This is a genomic window from Janthinobacterium sp. (assembly GCF_031995485.1).
GTDB lineage: Bacteria > Pseudomonadota > Gammaproteobacteria > Burkholderiales > Burkholderiaceae_D > Janthinobacterium.
This window is the reverse complement of sequence record NZ_DAMAGB010000029.1, coordinates 15,130-30,859: the sequence shown is the minus strand read 5'-3', so window position 1 is coordinate 30,859 and position 15,730 is coordinate 15,130. Positions and strand designations below refer to the sequence as shown.

14 protein-coding genes and 1 pseudogene are annotated in these 15,730 nt (G+C 63.0%); 7 read left to right on the top strand and 8 right to left on the bottom strand.

Annotated features, from left to right (window positions below):
- Positions 1 to 38: 38 nt before the first annotated feature.
- Positions 39 to 1,154 (bottom strand): porin, encoded by a 1,116-nt coding sequence (locus tag RTQ46_RS16285; RefSeq protein WP_312438139.1) that lies wholly within the window; start codon positions 1,152 to 1,154, stop codon positions 39 to 41.
- Between the two features lie 225 nt (positions 1,155 to 1,379).
- Between RTQ46_RS16285 and RTQ46_RS27145 the strand changes: the two are divergent.
- A pseudogene (locus RTQ46_RS27145) lies at positions 1,380 to 1,526 on the top strand (LysR family transcriptional regulator); the annotation flags it as partial.
- 71 nt (positions 1,527 to 1,597) lie between these two features.
- Here RTQ46_RS27145 and RTQ46_RS27140 read toward each other — a convergent pair.
- On the bottom strand, positions 1,598 to 1,684 hold the full coding sequence (locus tag RTQ46_RS27140) for a hypothetical protein (RefSeq protein WP_409518347.1): 87 nt from the start codon (positions 1,682 to 1,684) through the stop codon (positions 1,598 to 1,600).
- Between RTQ46_RS27140 and RTQ46_RS16280 the strand changes: the two genes are divergently transcribed.
- A complete protein-coding gene (locus tag RTQ46_RS16280; RefSeq protein WP_409518346.1) occupies positions 1,644 to 2,297 on the top strand; it encodes a LysR family transcriptional regulator substrate-binding protein in 654 nt (217 codons plus the stop codon). The two genes, RTQ46_RS27140 and RTQ46_RS16280, sit on opposite strands and share 41 nt — an antisense overlap.
- A gap of 181 nt (positions 2,298 to 2,478) precedes the next feature.
- Here the strand turns inward: RTQ46_RS16280 and rsmA are convergent, their stop codons facing one another.
- From rsmA to RTQ46_RS16260, 4 genes are all read right to left on the bottom strand, one after another.
- Positions 2,479 to 3,264, bottom strand: coding sequence for a 16S rRNA (adenine(1518)-N(6)/adenine(1519)-N(6))-dimethyltransferase RsmA (gene rsmA, locus RTQ46_RS16275; protein WP_312438136.1), 786 nt, complete (start codon positions 3,262 to 3,264; stop codon positions 2,479 to 2,481).
- 92 nt (positions 3,265 to 3,356) lie between these two features.
- Positions 3,357 to 4,409, bottom strand: coding sequence for a 4-hydroxythreonine-4-phosphate dehydrogenase PdxA (pdxA, locus tag RTQ46_RS16270; protein WP_312438134.1), 1,053 nt, complete (start codon positions 4,407 to 4,409; stop codon positions 3,357 to 3,359).
- On the bottom strand, positions 4,409 to 5,800 hold the full coding sequence (locus tag RTQ46_RS16265) for a peptidylprolyl isomerase (protein ID WP_312438133.1): 1,392 nt from the start codon (positions 5,798 to 5,800) through the stop codon (positions 4,409 to 4,411). The genes pdxA and RTQ46_RS16265 overlap by 1 nt, the downstream gene beginning before the upstream one ends.
- Positions 5,801 to 5,903: 103 nt before the next feature.
- Positions 5,904 to 8,195 carry an LPS-assembly protein LptD gene (locus RTQ46_RS16260; protein WP_312438131.1) on the bottom strand — a complete coding sequence of 764 codons (2,292 nt, stop codon included), beginning with the start codon at positions 8,193 to 8,195 and terminating at the stop codon, positions 5,904 to 5,906.
- A 99-nt stretch (positions 8,196 to 8,294) separates the two neighbouring features.
- Here RTQ46_RS16260 and RTQ46_RS16255 point away from each other — a divergent pair, with 99 nt between their 5' ends.
- From RTQ46_RS16255 to RTQ46_RS16235, 5 genes are all read left to right on the top strand, one after another.
- Positions 8,295 to 9,362, top strand: a complete 1,068-nt coding sequence (locus RTQ46_RS16255) for a phosphotransferase (RefSeq protein ID WP_312438130.1) — start codon at positions 8,295 to 8,297, stop codon at positions 9,360 to 9,362.
- Positions 9,363 to 9,393: 31 nt separating this feature from the next.
- A complete protein-coding gene (gene murU / locus RTQ46_RS16250; protein WP_312438128.1) occupies positions 9,394 to 10,113 on the top strand; it encodes an N-acetylmuramate alpha-1-phosphate uridylyltransferase MurU in 720 nt (239 codons plus the stop codon).
- Entirely contained in the window at positions 10,110 to 11,435 is a 1,326-nt protein-coding gene (locus tag RTQ46_RS16245) for an aminopeptidase P N-terminal domain-containing protein (RefSeq protein ID WP_312438126.1), read from the top strand. The genes murU and RTQ46_RS16245 overlap by 4 nt, the downstream gene beginning before the upstream one ends.
- Before the next feature lie 9 nt (positions 11,436 to 11,444).
- Complete coding sequence (locus RTQ46_RS16240; protein WP_312438124.1) at positions 11,445 to 12,587, top strand: FAD-dependent monooxygenase; 1,143 nt, start codon at positions 11,445 to 11,447, stop codon at positions 12,585 to 12,587.
- Positions 12,588 to 12,786: 199 nt separating this feature from the next.
- Positions 12,787 to 13,728, top strand: a complete 942-nt coding sequence (locus tag RTQ46_RS16235; protein WP_312438122.1) for a sensor domain-containing diguanylate cyclase — start codon at positions 12,787 to 12,789, stop codon at positions 13,726 to 13,728.
- 192 nt (positions 13,729 to 13,920) lie between these two features.
- Here the strand turns inward: RTQ46_RS16235 and RTQ46_RS16230 are convergent, their stop codons facing one another.
- Together RTQ46_RS16230 and RTQ46_RS16225 are read right to left on the bottom strand one after the other, a co-directional pair.
- Complete coding sequence (locus RTQ46_RS16230) at positions 13,921 to 15,375, bottom strand: NAD(P)(+) transhydrogenase (Re/Si-specific) subunit beta (protein WP_312438120.1); 1,455 nt, start codon at positions 15,373 to 15,375, stop codon at positions 13,921 to 13,923.
- 11 nt (positions 15,376 to 15,386) lie between these two features.
- A complete protein-coding gene (locus RTQ46_RS16225) occupies positions 15,387 to 15,710 on the bottom strand; it encodes an NAD(P) transhydrogenase subunit alpha (RefSeq protein ID WP_312438119.1) in 324 nt (107 codons plus the stop codon).
- Between the last annotated feature and the right edge of the window lie 20 nt (positions 15,711 to 15,730).

Here is a 15,730-nt window from a genome sequence, read left to right as displayed (position 1 = left end):
GGCGCTGGCGGTCAGCGCCGGTAAAGATGAAACAGATGTCAGAAGTAATGCCGCATGCCAAGGATCAGCACGCTCTGCGACTTGCTCGACGAAGCGCCGAAACCGAACACGCGCGCAAACGTCGCGTCGCCGGCCGCTTTCTGGTAGCTCCAGGTGATAGCCACGTCCGTGCGCTTGGACAGGAAGTAGTCGGCCTGGAAGTTGACCTGATGCCATTTCGGCGTCTTGTTGATCACGTCGTACTTGCCGGTGGTGAAGAAATACGAGGCGCCCAGGTTCAGTGCGTCCGTCAGCTTGTGGTTCAGGTTGATGTCCACGTTCTGCAGGGTCAGATTGCTCTGATCCATATAGTGGTAGCGGACATTGGTGTACAGCGCGCCGAACTTGGTCTTGCCGACATTATAGAAGCCGCCGGTGCCGGCGATGGCCTGGCTGTCCACGCCCACGCCCTTGACGGCGCTCTTGTTGAAGATCAGCAGCGAGCTGCCGTAGTCGTTGGCGATGGCGCCGTTCGGCGATTCGGCCGCGTTCGGGTGATCGAGTTTCGAGTAGGCCAGCGCCCAGCTGAAGGCGTCGGCCTTGTACTGCGCGCCGGCGCTGTAGACGCGGTTGCGGCTCGAGCTTTCCGGGTTTTCGCTGAAGCCGTACAGGCCCGTGAACGAGAACTTGTTGATGGTCGGGCTGACATACTTGACGGCATTCTGCACGCGCAGGTTGTTGTAGCCATTGTCGTTGTCGCCGATATGCACGCCGTTACTGGCGATCACCACCGGGCCCAGCAGATCCTTGATCGCTTCGTACTGGCGGCCCAGGGTCAGGGTGCCCTTGTCGTTGCTCGACAGGCCCACATACGACTGGCGGCCGAACAGCCGCCCGCTTTGCGCCGCCGTGCCGGTCATGACATTGAAGCCGTTTTCCAGCACGAACAAGGCCTTGGTGCCGTCGCCCAGGTCTTCCTGGCCGCGGAAGCCGATGCGCGGATTCTGGTTGGTGCCGCTCAGCGCATGGGTGATGTCGCGCCCGTTTTCATTCGAGGTGTAGCCGATGCCGGCCGAGATCAGGCCATACACCTGCACGCTGCTTTGCGCCTGCGCCGCGCCATGCGCCGCCAGCAAGCCACCCATTACCATCGTTCCCGCCATCCATTTGTTCATTGCCGCCGCCCTGTTCAAGTTATCCACTAGTTTTATGAATTTTTATGTACCACCAATGTCTTCCCGGAACGCTCACCGCCGATGGTGTCGGCACCGCAATTCTGTCGCTTGCAGGAAAATGTTGCTTTCATAACAAGCCAAGACCAATCCAGAATATGGTAAATTGCAGGATAAGAAAATTTGTTTATTTTTATAAATCCATTACTTTTTTTGATAAACAGATCCATGCACGAGCTGAACAAAAAAATTTCCTTACGTCATTTACAAGCTTTTGCCACGCTAGCCCGTGTAAACAGCTTCAGCAAGGCTGCACAAGAATTGTGCGTGACGCAGCCGGCGCTGAGCGCCTCGATCAAGCTGTTGGAAAATCAGCTCGGCAACAAGTTGTTTAATCGCACAACCCACCAGCTGGAACTGACGCGCGAAGGCCGGCTGGCGCTCGATTACACCATCCATTTGTTAAATACGGCCAGCAATACCTTTGCCGATATCCAGCGTGCGATCGGCAGCGGACGGCATCGTATCCGCATCGGCGCGATTCCGTCGGCGATGGCCATGACGGCGGTGGTGGTGGCGCGCTACAACGAACAGCATGGCGAGGAAGTGGAGATCATGCTGACCGACATGCCCAACGATGGCCTGCTGCACGCGCTGCATTCGGGCCAGCTCGACTTTTGCGTGGGCATCGAAGTACCGGGCGCCGTGTCGCTGGAAACGGTGGGGCTGTTCGAGGATGAACTGGTGCTGGTCACGGCGCGCAGCCATGTGCTGGCGCCGCTGCAGGAAGTGCGCTGGGACCAGCTGGCGGGCCAGGAGATCGTGGTATTTACCAAAGGCAGTATCTGGGAGTTTGCGTCGAGCGCGCTGCGCCAGCACGGCCTGAATCCGTCCAGCCTGTATCAGATGGTGCACAGCGAATCGCTGTACGGCGTGGTGCGCGCCGGCATTGCGGTGGGCGTGATGCCCAGCCTGTACACCACCTTTTTGAACGACGACGACCTGCACGTGGCGCCACTGCGCCAGCCCACCTGCAAGCGCAAGATCGCGCTGATGCGGCGCAACGAGATCAGCCGCAACCACCATGTCGATGACTGCTTTCTGGCGTTAAAACAGGATCTGAAGCAGGTCGACCAGTGGTTTTGAATTGCCAGCACACCAGCAAAGCATATTAAAGCCACATCACTCGGCACAGGCGTTCCGGGCCAAGCGGGCCTGAAAAATGTCGAGGGCAAGGCGCAGCGACGAAGACAGTACGCATGTACGGCGAGAAGCTGCAACGCCGCCATCGGCATTTTCTCAGGCTCGCGTCTCCGGCCCGCCATTTTTACGCTTTTACGCCTTCTTTCAAAAGGTTCGCCAACGCCACATACTGCTCCAGCCCCACGGTTTCCGGCCGTTTGGTCGGGTCGATGCCGGCGGCGATGATCTGCTCTTCCGTAAACATGCCGGCCAGGCAGTTGCGGATCACCTTGCGGCGCTGCGAGAACGCCTTCATGACCACCGCTTCCAGGGTTTCCTGGTCGCACGGCAAACGTTGTTCAACGGGAATCATGCGCACGATGGCGGACTCCACTTTCGGCGGCGGATCGAAGGCGGTCGGCGGCACGATGAACAGCAGCGACATCTTGTAGCGCCATTGCAGCATCACCGACAGGCGGCCATAGGCCTTGCTGCCCGGTTCGGCCACCATGCGCTCGACCACTTCCTTCTGCAGCATGAAATGCTGGTCCAGCACCAGCGGCGCAAAGTCCGCCAGGTGGAATAGCAGCGGGCTGGAGATGTTGTACGGCAGGTTGCCGACGATGCGCAGTTTTTGTCCTTCCGGCACCGGGATCTGCGCGAAATCGAATTTCAGCGCGTCGCCCGAGTGGATCGTCAGCTTGGCCGGATTGAAGGTTTTTTCCAGGCGCACGATCAGGTCGCGGTCCAGCTCCACCACATGCATCTGCTTCAGATGGCGCAGCAGCTGCTCGGTCATCGCGCCCAGGCCGGGGCCGATCTCGACCATGGCGTCGTCCGGCTGCGGCGCGATGGCAGCCGTGATGTCGTCGAGGACGAAGCGGTCATGCAGGAAGTTCTGGCCAAAGCGTTTGCGGGCAACGTGTTTCATAATCTGTTTTCTATCAATGCGGTAAAGCCGGCACGGGCCGGCGGGATGGGTTGAGCGGGCAGTGTCGGGTTACGCCTGACGGCTAACCCGACCTACGCTCGGATCGGGGTACTTGCCTGCAGCATGTCGCGCGCGGTGCGCAAGGCCTGCTCCATGCTGCCGACATCGGCCAGGCCCAGCCCCTGCGCGGCCAGGTCCAGCGCCGTGCCATGGTCGACCGAGGTGCGGATCAACGGCAGGCCCAGCGTGACATTGATGCCGCGGCCAAACGTGGCGTACTTCAGCACCGGCAAGCCCTGGTCGTGGTACATGGCCAGCACGCAGTCGGCATGGGCCAGGTATTTCTGCTGGAACAGGGTGTCGGCCGGATACGGGCCCTGCGCATCGATGCCGCGCGCGCGCGCCGCCGCAATCGCCGGGATGATCACATCGATCTCTTCACGGCCCAGGTAGCCACCCTCGCCCGCATGCGGGTTCAGGCCGGTGACCAGGATGCGCGGCGCGGCGATGCCGAATTTGTTCTGCAGATCGGCGTGGATAATGTCCAGCGTGGTGGCCAGGCTGTCGAGCGTGATCGCGGCCGGCACGTCTTTCAGAGGCAGGTGCGTGGTGGCCAGCGCCACGCGCAGCACCGGCTGGCCATGGCCGGGGTCGCCGGCCAGCATCATCACCACCTGTTTGGTGCCGGTCTTGTCGGCCAGGTATTCGGTGTGGCCCGTAAACGCGATGCCGGCGTCGTTGATGGTGCTTTTCTGCAGCGGCGCCGTGACCATCGCGCCGAACCAGCCGGCGGCGATGCCCTCGACCGCGGTATCGAGCGTATCGAGCACGGCCCGGCCATTGTCCTTGTCCAGTACGCCAGGGATGACATTGTTGACGGTCGGGATATCGATCACCGCCAGGCGACCTGGGCCGAAGTTCGGCAGGCCGCTGTTGCGCACCGCCTGCAGCGACAGGGCCGCCAGGCGGATTTCGGGATCGATCAGGCTGGCCGTCAGCGCCAGGAAGGCGGCGTCGCCCAGCAGGATGCAGTTCGCTTCGTTGCGCATGGCCCAGGCCGCGCGGATCGAAATTTCAGGACCGACGCCGGCCGGTTCGCCACAGGTGATGGCGATGGCCGGGCGGCGTGTATTGGTTGTGAGCATTACTGGTCGTCGGCGCGGAATTCAACGTAGGCACGGTCGCGCACTTCGCGCGCCCAGCTTTCCGTCGCTTCTTCCAGCTTGCGCTCACGCAGCGCATTGCGGGCGGCATTGCGCTCCTTCTCTTTCGAGACATCGTCGCTCTTGCGTTCCAGCACTTCGATCAGGTGGAAACCGAAGCTCGACTCGACCGGCTGGCTCACTTCGCCCGGTTTCAGCGCATTCATCGCCGTTTCGAATTCCGGCACGGTATCGCCCGGATACAGCCAGCCCAGGTCGCCACCCTTGCTGGCGGTGCTGTCGGTGCCGAACAGGCGCGCCAGTTCTTCGAACGTGGCGGCCTTGTTGTCGAGGCGCTCCTTCAGTTCCAGCAGCTTGCGCTTGGCTTCGGCGGCCGACAGGGTCGGCGTCACTTTCAGCAGGATATGGCGCGCATGCGTCTGCTGCACGGCGGCCACGGCCTGTGCTTCGGCGGCGCTGCGGCGGTCCACCAGTTTCAGGATATGGAAACCGGTGTTGCTCTTGATAATCGGCGTGATCTGGCCAGGTTTCAGTTTCAGCAATTGTTCGGTGAACAGCGGCGGCAGCCGGTCGCTGTTGCGCCAGCCGATCTCGCCGCCGCTCAGCGCGTCGCTGGCGTCGGAATAAGTGGCGGCCATCTTGGCAAAATCGCCGCCCGTGCGCAGCTGGCGGCTCACTTCCTCGGCACGCGCGCGGCGCGCGGCGATCTGTTCCGGGCTGGAGTTTTCCGGGATGCGCACCAGGATCTGCGCCAGGTTCAGCTCGACCTGCTCGCTGGCGGCGGCTTTTTCCGCAGCCAGGAAGTTGTCCACTTCGGAATCCGAAATCTGGATCTTGGCGTCGACTTCATGCTCGCGCAGGCGCTGCATGATGATCTCGTCACGGATTTCCTCGCGGAAGGTCGCGTAGGGCGTGCCTTCCTTTTCCATCTGGTTGCGCAAGTCCTGGATGGTCATTTTTTGCTGTTCGGCGATGCGGCCGATGGCGCGGTCCAGCGTCTGGTCATCGACGCGCACGCCCATTTCCTTGGCCAGCTGCATCTGCGCGCGTTCGACGATCATGCGCTCCAACAACTGGCGGCGCAGGTCGGCAGGATCGGGCAGGGGCACGTTCTGCGCCTTCATGCGCTGCTCCACACTCTTGATGCGCGCCGCCACTTCATTGCGGGTGATTACATCGTCGTTGACGACAACGGCGATCGCATCGATGGTCTGGCCGCTGGTCGATGCCGGTGGCGTAAAGCCCTTGACGGGCGCCGGTTTGGCAGCAGGAGTGGCGGCCACGGCAGGAGCAGCTTGTTGCGCCCAGACACTACTGGTCGTGGCGCCGGAAATGGCGCACATCAGGACCGCGGCAATTTTGAGTTGGTGCATACTGGCATTACGCATAATGTGTAGAGCGCTCATGAGTTCAAGTGAATAAAAAAACCGGTTTGCGCCAGCGCCGGGAACGCCGGCGGCGGCAGCAGCGCCCATCTTAACGGATAGGCGGGTTCAATGCCTGATAGCCAGGGATCGTTTTTGTAAAAGTTTCCAGGCCATTCGCGCCCAGGCCCAGGCCGTTCGACAGGCCGGTCAGTTCCAGCTGGAAGAAGACCGGAGTCGAGGTTTTCTTGGCCGAAGTCACGAAACGCTGTGCGCCCATGCGGAATACCCAGCAATCGCCCTTGTATTCCAGGCCGACCAGGCCTTCGAGCAGGCGGCGGTCGCGCAGCGAATAGCTGATGCGGCCCACGCCATACAGGCGCTCGGTCAATGGCCATTGGGTCGACACTTCGGCATTGCGGAAGCCGCTACTATCGCCACGCTGGAAACGGCTGCTCACGTTCAGCACTTTTTTCGGCCCTGGCTGATAGCGTACCGAATAGCTCGAAGTGACCAGTTGGCTGTCGCTGGGGTTGTACTGTACCAGGCTGTCGACGGTCCAGGTATCGGACACGCTGCCGGTAGCGGCCAGCAGGATATCCGAGCGCGCCTGGTTGACCGGCGTGGTCGAATTGAGCTGCACGCGCTGGTCGGCAAAGTAGAAACGCTGGCCGAACGTCAGGCGCATGCGCTCGGTACCGTTGGCCTGCAGGAAGCGCGACACCACGGCAGCCGTCACCTGGTTGGCGTCGGCGATGCGGTCGTTGCCGACAAAGCGGTTTTCCGTAAAGATCTGCGTCAGGCTGAAGGTGCCGTCAGCCGTATCGAAATTCGGCAACTGCGACTGGTCGCGGTACGGCGTGTAGACATAGAACAGGCGCGGCTCGAGCGTCTGCGTGCCGCCCTTGGCGTCCTTGCCGCCGAACAGATTGCTGTCGCGCTCGAATATCAGGCCGCTGTCGACCGAAATGGTCGGAATCGCGCGGGTAAACGAGGTGTTCGGAAACGACGCCTTGGTAGTGGCATTGTTGTCGAGCTGGTATGCGCTGGCGTTGAGCATCAGCTTGGGCGTGATGAAGTAGCCGGGACGGACGATCGGGAAACTCACCTGCGGCACCACCACCATGCGCGACCCCTCCACCAGGGTCGGGTGCGCGAAGCGCGTTACTTCGCTGTCGAGCGTCCAGTCGAATCCGCCCCACACATCATACTTGCCGGCATGGAAATTAACCGACGGCAAACGGTCATACGGACGCGTGACTTTCAGGGACGGATCGGTCTCGGCGGCCGGATCCTGCAGCACCTGGTAATTCTGCACGCGCGCCGTCAGGGTCCAGTCTTCGGTACGGTAGTCGGTGCGCAATTCGCGCAGCAGCTGGCGCTCGGTGGCGCCGGCCACGTTTTTCGAAAAGTCGTTCGGATAATTATTGTCGGACGCATCGCGTACATCCCAGCCATAGGTCCAGCCCACAGCCAGCGCCTGTTCATGCCTGGACTTGATCAGGTAGCGGTCGGTCTTGGTTTGCTTGTCGTTCGGCAGATACTCGATCGACGTTTCACCGCTGTACAGGCCGGCATCGGTCTCGCCCAGGTAGCGCCCGACGGCGCCCAGCTGGATGCCGCGCCGCTGGATATATTTCGGGTACAGGGTCAGGTCGCGGTTCGGCGCGATATTCAGGTAGTACGGCACCAGCAGCTCGAAACCGTTTTTCGAGTTGAAGCCCGGCGTTGGCGCCAGCCAGCCCGAGCGGCGTGCGCCCGACAGCGAAAACGAGATGCCGGGCGTGCCCAGGATCGGCACGTCCTTGAAATAGATGATGGTCTTGCTGCCGGTGCCCACGTCGCGCCCCGAATCGAGGTTCAGGGTGCTCGATTTCAGATACCAGTCGGGGTTCGGCCCCTCGCAGGTACTGTAGGTGCCGTCGATGACGACCGCTTCGTCCTGGTTGATGAAGTCGACGCGCTCGGCCTTGCCGCGGCCATTGCCCACTTCAAAGCGATAAGTGGGATTGAGCAGGAAACCCTTGCCGGTTTCCATGTTCAGCTTCATCACGTCGCCCGTGTAATAGTCGCCGAAACGCCACATCTTGATCTGGCCCTCGGCGTCGAACTCGTCTTCAACTTGTTTGTAACAAGCTGTATCAGCCGTCATTTTGGTGGTCAATCCGCGCTCGATCACCACATTCTTGTTCAGATTGAGCTCACGTTCCGGCCGCCCGCTCATGCTGTCGGCCGTCATGACGGTGGGCGCATCCGGGTCTTCCACATGTACCGGACGAGGCGCTTTCTCCACATGCGGGCGGGGCGGTTTCTGGGCGTGGGCAGGCACCGCGGTGGCGGTGACGAGCGCGCTGATGGCAAAAGCCCAGCGCTGTGAAGAGGGGGAGGCCGAAAACCAGCTCATGAATTCGAAGGGTCAAGCACCATTGACAGGCGATTTTTTGATTTGAATCCCTTATTATATGGGAATCCGCACGACCAACCCGATTCCACAGGCCGCTTAATGTCATTCTCTTCCAATTCCCCCACTGCGCCGGCACCGGCCGACGCTCGCCTGTCCCTGTTGAAAGCCTGGTTGACCACGCTGAACCTCGTCGCGCCCGATTCCGCCCGCCCCGCGTCCAGCGACGCCAGCTTCCGCCGCTACTACCGGCTCGACGTGCTGCCGGGCGCCGCCAGCGTGCCGGGCGCTACCCTGATCGCCATGGATGCGCCGCCCGAGCGCGAAAACGTGCCGGCCTTTGTCAAGGTGGCCGGCCTGCTGAAAGGCGCCGGCGTGTCGGTGCCCGAAATCCTGGCGCAGGACCTGGACAACGGTTTCCTGCTGCTGTCCGACCTGGGTACCACCACCTACCTCGACGCGCTGAACCACGACAACGCCGCCGTGCTGTACGCCGAAGCGCTCGAATCGCTGATGAAAATCCAGCAGGCCAGCGAACCGGGCGTGCTGCCCGAATTCGACCGCGCCTTTATTTTGCGCGAAATGAATCTGTTCCCGGAATGGTTTATCGGCAAGCACCTGGGCGCCACCCTGACCGACGTGCAGGAGACCCAGCTGAACAAGGTGTTCGAAGCGATTACGGCCAACATCTTGTCGCAGCAACAAGTATTCATGCACCGCGATTACCATTCGCGCAACCTGATGCACGTGAACGACGGTTCCCTGCCCAATCCCGGCATTCTCGACTTCCAGGACGCCGTGTTCGGCCCCATCACCTACGACATCGCCTCGCTGCTGCGCGACGCGTATATCCAGTGGGATGAAGAACTGGTGCTCGACTGGGTAATCCGCTACTGGCAGCGCGCCAAGCAGCTGGGCCTGCCCGTCAATCCCGATATCGACGCGTTCTACCGCGATTTCGAATTCACGGCCCTGCAGCGCCACCTGAAAATCCTCGGCCTGTTCGCGCGCCTGAACTACCGCGACGGCAAGTCGCTGTACATGGGCGACCTGCCGACCGTGCTCGACTACGTGCGCAAGACGGCCAACCGCTATACGGAATTGAAACCGCTGGTGCGTCTGCTCGACGCCCTGGAGAATAAAACGCCGCAAGTCGGCTATACGTTCTGAGCCGACTGACCGATACCGAAAAAGAAACCCCATGAAAGCCATGATCTTCGCCGCAGGCCGCGGTGAACGGATGCGTCCGCTCACCGACACCTGCCCCAAACCGCTGCTGAAAGTGCGCGGCCGTCCGCTGATTGTCTGGCATGTACTGAACCTGGTGCGCGCCGGCATCACCGAGATCGTCATCAACCATTCGCACCTGGGCCACCTGATCGAGGAAACCCTGGGCGACGGCAGCCAGTTTGGGGCGCGCATTGCGTATTCCCCGGAAAGCACGCCGCTGGAGACGGCCGGCGGCATCGCCCAGGCGCGCCATCTGCTGGGCGAGGAACCTTTTCTCGCCATCTCCGGCGATATCTATTGCCCGTACTTCGACTTCAAGCAGGTACTCGACGTGCTGGCCGACAAGGATGTGCTGGGCACGCCCTATCCGCAGGACGAACGCGATATCGCCTGGACCTATCTGGTGCCCAATCCCGACTTCCACCCGAACGGCGACTTCGGCCTGACCTTGTATGCGATCAACAATACGGGCGAGCCGAAATGGACGTTTGCCAATATCGGTGTGTACCGTCCTGAAATGTTCGACGGCATCGCCCCCGGCAGCCATGCGGGCCTGGGCGACCTGCTGCGCAAGTACGCCGAACTGGGCCGCATCGGCGGCGAAGTCTATCCGGGCGAATGGACCAATGTCGGCACGCCGGCCCAGCTTGACGCCCTGAATGGCGTCAAGCCCGGAGCACAGCCCGCATGATCGCCCATTACGCGGCGCGGCGCGCGGCCGTTCTGGCGCAGATGGCGCCCGGCAGCGTGGCCATCCTGGCCACCGCGCCCGAGGTGCCCCGCAACAGCGACTGCGACTATCCGTACCGCCACGACAGCGCGTTTTATTATCTGACCGGCTTTACGGAACCGGACAGCGCGGTGGCGCTGGTGGCAGGGAGCAGCACGGGCCCGGCGCGCGCCATCCTGTTTTGCCGCGCCAAGAATACCGAGCGCGAAATCTGGGACGGCTTTCGCCATGGCCCCGAGGCGGCACGCGCCGCTTTCGGTTTCGATGCGGCCTTCCCGATCGAGGAACTGGACGTCGAGATGACGCGCCTGCTGACGGACGTCCCGGCCATCTATTACCCCATGGGTGGCAGCCTCGATACGCAGGTCAGGCTGTGGCGCCACAATGTGCGGCAAAAAGCGCGCAGCGGCGTCACGCCGCCGGCCAGCGCGCACGACATCACCGGCATGCTCGACGCCATGCGCCTGCTGAAAGACCCGCAAGAACAGGACGTGATGCGGCGCGCCGCCGCCATCTCCAGCGCGGCCCATGTGCGCGCCATGCGCGCCACGCGCCCCGGCCTGCACGAATACGCGATCGAGGCGGAACTGCTGTACGAGTTTCGCCGCAGCGGCGCGCAGTTCCCTGCCTATTCGTCCATCGTGGCCGGCGGCGCCAACGCCTGCATCCTGCACTACAGCGCCAACGACGCGATACTGAACGATGGCGACTTGCTCCTGGTCGACGCCGGCTGCGAACTCGATGGCTATGCGTCCGACATCACGCGCACCTGGCCCGTCAGCGGGCGCTTTTCCGCGCCCCAGCGCGCCCTGTATGAATTGGTGCTGGCGGCGCAGCAGGCCTCGCTCGACATGGTGCGCCCCGGCCTGCAGCAAAGCCTGATCCACGAAGCGGCGCTGCAGGTGCTGGCGCAGGGCATGCTGGACCTGAAGCTGCTGGACCGGCAACAGTGCGGCAGCCTGCAGGACGTGATCGCCGACAAGGCCTACATGCCGTTCTACATGCACGGCACCAGCCACTGGCTGGGCATGGACGTGCACGACGTGGGCGCCTACCGCGACACGCAGGCCGACGGCAAGCCATGGCGGCAGCTCGAAGCGGGCATGGTGCTGACGGTGGAACCGGGCATCTACGTGCGTCCGGGCCCTGGCGTGCCGGAACAGTTCTGGAATACGGGCATCCGCATCGAGGACGACGTGCTGGTCACGCCGCAAGGCCATGAAATCTTCAGCACGGCGCCGAAAAGCGTGGCTGAAATCGAACAACTGATGTCACAGGATTGAAGCTACCGCATGCATACACCGCCTTCGTTTGATCTCGCCATCTGTGGCGCCGGCCCGGTCGGCATGGCGCTGGCCGCGCTGCTGGTGCAACGCGGCGTTTCCTCCTCCGGCATCGCCCTGGTCGACGCCAAGTCGATCGAGCAGGCCAGGCGCGACCCGCGCACCATCGCGCTGTCGTACGGCAGCCGGCAGATCCTCGAAGAGGCAGGTGCCTGGCCGGTGGCCGCCACGCCCATCCATGAAATCCATGTGTCGCGCCGCGGCCGGTTTGGGCGCAGCCTGATGGAGCGCAGCGAGCATGGCGTCGATGCGCTCGGCTACGTGGCCCGCTACGGCGATGTGGTGGCCGTGCTGTCGGAGCTCTGCCAGCGCCTGGGCATCGCTACCTTGCGCCCGGCACTGGTCACCGGCAGCGCCGAAGATGGCGACGGCGTGAGCGTGGCACTGGAACAGAATGGCGTGGTGTCCGATATCCGGGCGCAGCTGCTGGTGCAGGCCGAAGGCGGCTTGTTTGGCCAGCAGCTGGAGCGCGCCGTCAGCCGCGACTATGGCCAAAGCGCCATTATTTCCTGGGTCACGGTGGATGCGCCGGTCGCGCACCGCGCCTATGAACGCTTTACCGACGACGGCCCGCTGGCGCTGCTGCCCCAGGACGACGGCTATGCGCTGGTGTGGTGCGTGCCGCCGACGCGCGCCGAACAGCTGCTGGCGCTGGACGATGGGGCTTTTCTGGCACGCCTGGGCGACGCTTTTGGCGGCCGCCTGGGGCGCTTTACGCACACCACGGCGCGTTTGGCTTATCCGCTGGGACTGAACGCGCAAGCGCCTGGAACCGCGCGCACGGTGGCCATCGGCAATGCGGCGCAAACGCTGCACCCGGTAGCTGGCCAGGGCCTGAACCTGGGCCTGCGCGACGCCGCCGTGCTGGCGCGCGTGCTGGCGCAGGACAGCAGTCCCGCAGGCTTGATCCAATACGCGAAACTGCGCCAGGCCGACCGCGGCACCACCGTGCGCGTGACCGACACCATGGCGCGCATCTTTACGGGATCGGCGCCGCTGCAGGGCGTGCTGGGGCTGTCGCTGGGCGTGCTGGACATGATCAATCCGGCAAGGAAGTCGCTGGCACAACTGATGATGTACGGCCGCCGCTGAGGGCGCACAAAAGCCCATGGCGGCGTTGCCTTGCCTCGCCGTACCATGTGTACTGTCTTCGGCAAGGCGCCTGGCCCTGAACTTTTGTGCCTCCCCCGGTAAATTACGGGGACGGGCGAAAAAGTAACAGCCGGCAACTCCGGCATGGAGTAAACCGCCGGTCGATGCGACAATGGGGTTCAACCGGATCCCAGTCGCCATGACAGAAGCATTGCCCGCTGTTCCCCCTGCCGCACTTCCCGAAGTGCTGTTTTCCCGCCTGCTGGAAGACGCGCTCGACGCCGTCATCATCATCGACGAGCAATGCCGCATCTGCTACATCAATGGCGCCATGCAAACTCTGTCGGGCTATGCCAGCGGCGAGCTGCTGGGCCAGACCCTGAACGGCCTGCTGCCCGATGCAGTGGCGGCGCAGCACGACGACATGGTGCTTGCCTATATCCGCAGCTCGCGCACCTCAAGCGTGCTGGGCAAGATACGCGAGTTTGCCATCCGCCACCGCAATGCGCAGATGATCCCGATCGAAATGAAGGCGCTGGACCTGGGCATGGTCGACGGCATGCGCTACTTCGGCGCCTTCCTGCTCGACGTGCGCGAACGGCGCGAGCTGGCGGCAAAAAACGCCAGCCTGCTGGCGCAGCTGGAACAGCAGGCGCTGCAGGATGCGCTGACGTCGCTGCCGAACCGGCGGGCCTATGAAGCGCAGGCCGAACAGGCGATGGCGCGCGCAGCGCGCAGCGGCGGCATGCTGGCAGTCGGCGTGGCCGACCTCGATCACTTCAAGAAAATCAACGACCGCCACGGACATGCCGTCGGCGACGCCGTGTTGCGCACGGTGGCGCAGGTGCTGTGCGACACGGGCCGCGTGACCGACGTCGCGGCGCGCCTGGGCGGCGAGGAATTCGGCCTGCTGTTCCCTGACGCCACGCTGGCGCAGGCAGCCAAGGTGGCCGAGCGCATCCGCGTGGCAGTCGCTGCCGCGCCGACCCGGCTGCCCGGCGGCACGGACCTGCACGTGACGATGAGCATCGGCGTGGCCATGCTGGCCCCCGGCGCCACGCTCGACGCGGCCATGTCGGACGCCGACCGCGCGCTGTACCAGGCCAAGCACCAGGGCCGCAACCAGGTGGTGGCCGCGTAATGGTGGTGGCGCATTCACGCAACACATGCGTAACATGCAGGTCGGATCAGGCCGAAGGCCGTAATCCGACCACATGGTTGGCGTGAACGATGGTGTCGGATTACGCGCTTGCGCGCCAATCCGACCTACGCTGGCAATACATGCAGGTCGGATCAGCCGGGGCCGCAAGCCGACAGCATGGTTGGCACCGGTTTATTCCACCGCTTTCAGCATATCCTCGATCACCTTCTTCGCATCGCCAAACACCATCATCGTATTGGCCTGGTAGAACAGGTCGTTGTCCAGGCCCGCATAGCCGGAGGCCATCGAACGCTTGTTGACGATGATGCTCTTGGCTTTATACGCTTCCAGGATCGGCATGCCGGCGATCGGCGACTTCGGATCTTTTGCCGCCGGGTTGACCACGTCGTTCGCGCCCAGCACCAGCACCACGTCGGTCTGGCCGAATTCGCCGTTGATGTCCTCCATCTCGAACACCTGGTCGTACGGCACTTCCGCTTCGGCCAGCAGCACGTTCATGTGGCCCGGCATGCGTCCGGCCACCGGGTGGATCGCATACTTGACGGTGACGCCCTTGTGGGTCAGCTTTTCCACCAGCTCCTTCAGCGAATGCTGGGCGCGCGCCACGGCCAGGCCGTAGCCGGGCACGATGATCACGGTTTCCGCATTGCCCATGATAAAGGCGGCGTCGTCGGCCGACCCCGATTTTACGGGCCGCTGCTCCTGCGCGCCTGCGCTGCCTGCCGCCGACGCATCGCCGCCGAAGCCGCCCAAAATCACGTTGAAGAACGAGCGGTTCATCGCCTTGCACATGATGTACGACAGGATCGCGCCCGACGAACCGACCAGGGAGCCCGCGATGATCAGCATCGAGTTATTCAGCGAAAAGCCGATGCCGGCCGCGGCCCAGCCGGAATAACTGTTCAGCATCGACACTACCACCGGCATGTCGGCGCCGCCGATCGGGATAATGATCAATACGCCAAGCACAAACGCGATGGCGGCCATGATGACGAACGGCGTCCAGGCCGGCTCGACACCATCGGCAAAGCAGAAGGCCAGGCCCAGGCCGATCATCACCAGCGCCAGCACCAGGTTGAGCAGGTGCTGGCCCTTGAAGCTGACGGGCGCGCCCTGGAACAGGCGGAATTTGTATTTGCCCGACAGCTTGCCGAACGCAATGACGGAACCGGAAAACGTGATCGCGCCGACAAAGGTGCCGATAAACAGCTCGAAGCGGTTACCGATCGGCAGCGCCTGGCCCTGCTCGGCGATATTGAAGGCCCAAGGTTCCGACACGGCGGCCACCGCGATGCAGACAGCGGCAAGACCGATCAGCGAATGCATGGCCGCCACCAGTTCCGGCATCTTGGTCATTTCCACAGTTTTCGCCAGGTAGGCGCCGATCGCGCCGCCCGTCACGATGCCGATGATGACCAGGGTCAGGCCCATGCCGCCGGTCTGCTGCTCCTTCAGTTTCAGGATCAATGCCACGGTGGTGACGGCGGCGATCGCCATGCCGGAAATGCCGAAGGCATTGCCGCGGCGTGCCGTGGCCGGCGACGACAGCCCCTTCAGGGCCTGGATAAAGCACACCGAGGCGATCAGGTACATCATCGTCACCAGGTTCATGGTAACGAAGCTCATGGCGTGATTCATTATTTGTCCCCCTGCTTGTCAGCCGGCCTGGCCTTCGGTTCCTTTTTGCGGAACATCTCGAGCATGCGCTGGGTGACCATGAAGCCGCCGAACACATTGACTGCCGCCAGCGCCACGGCCAGCGTGCCGGCCGCCTGCGCCAGCGGACCTTGCGTCAGGCCCGCAGCCAGCATGGCGCCGACGATGATGATGGCGGAAATGGCGTTGGTGACGGCCATGAGCGGCGTATGCAGCGCCGGCGTGACGGTCCAGACCACGTGGTAGCCCACGTAAATGGCCAGCACGAAGATGATAAGGTTGGTGATGGTGTGACTGATATCCATGATGCCGTTCTCCCAGATCC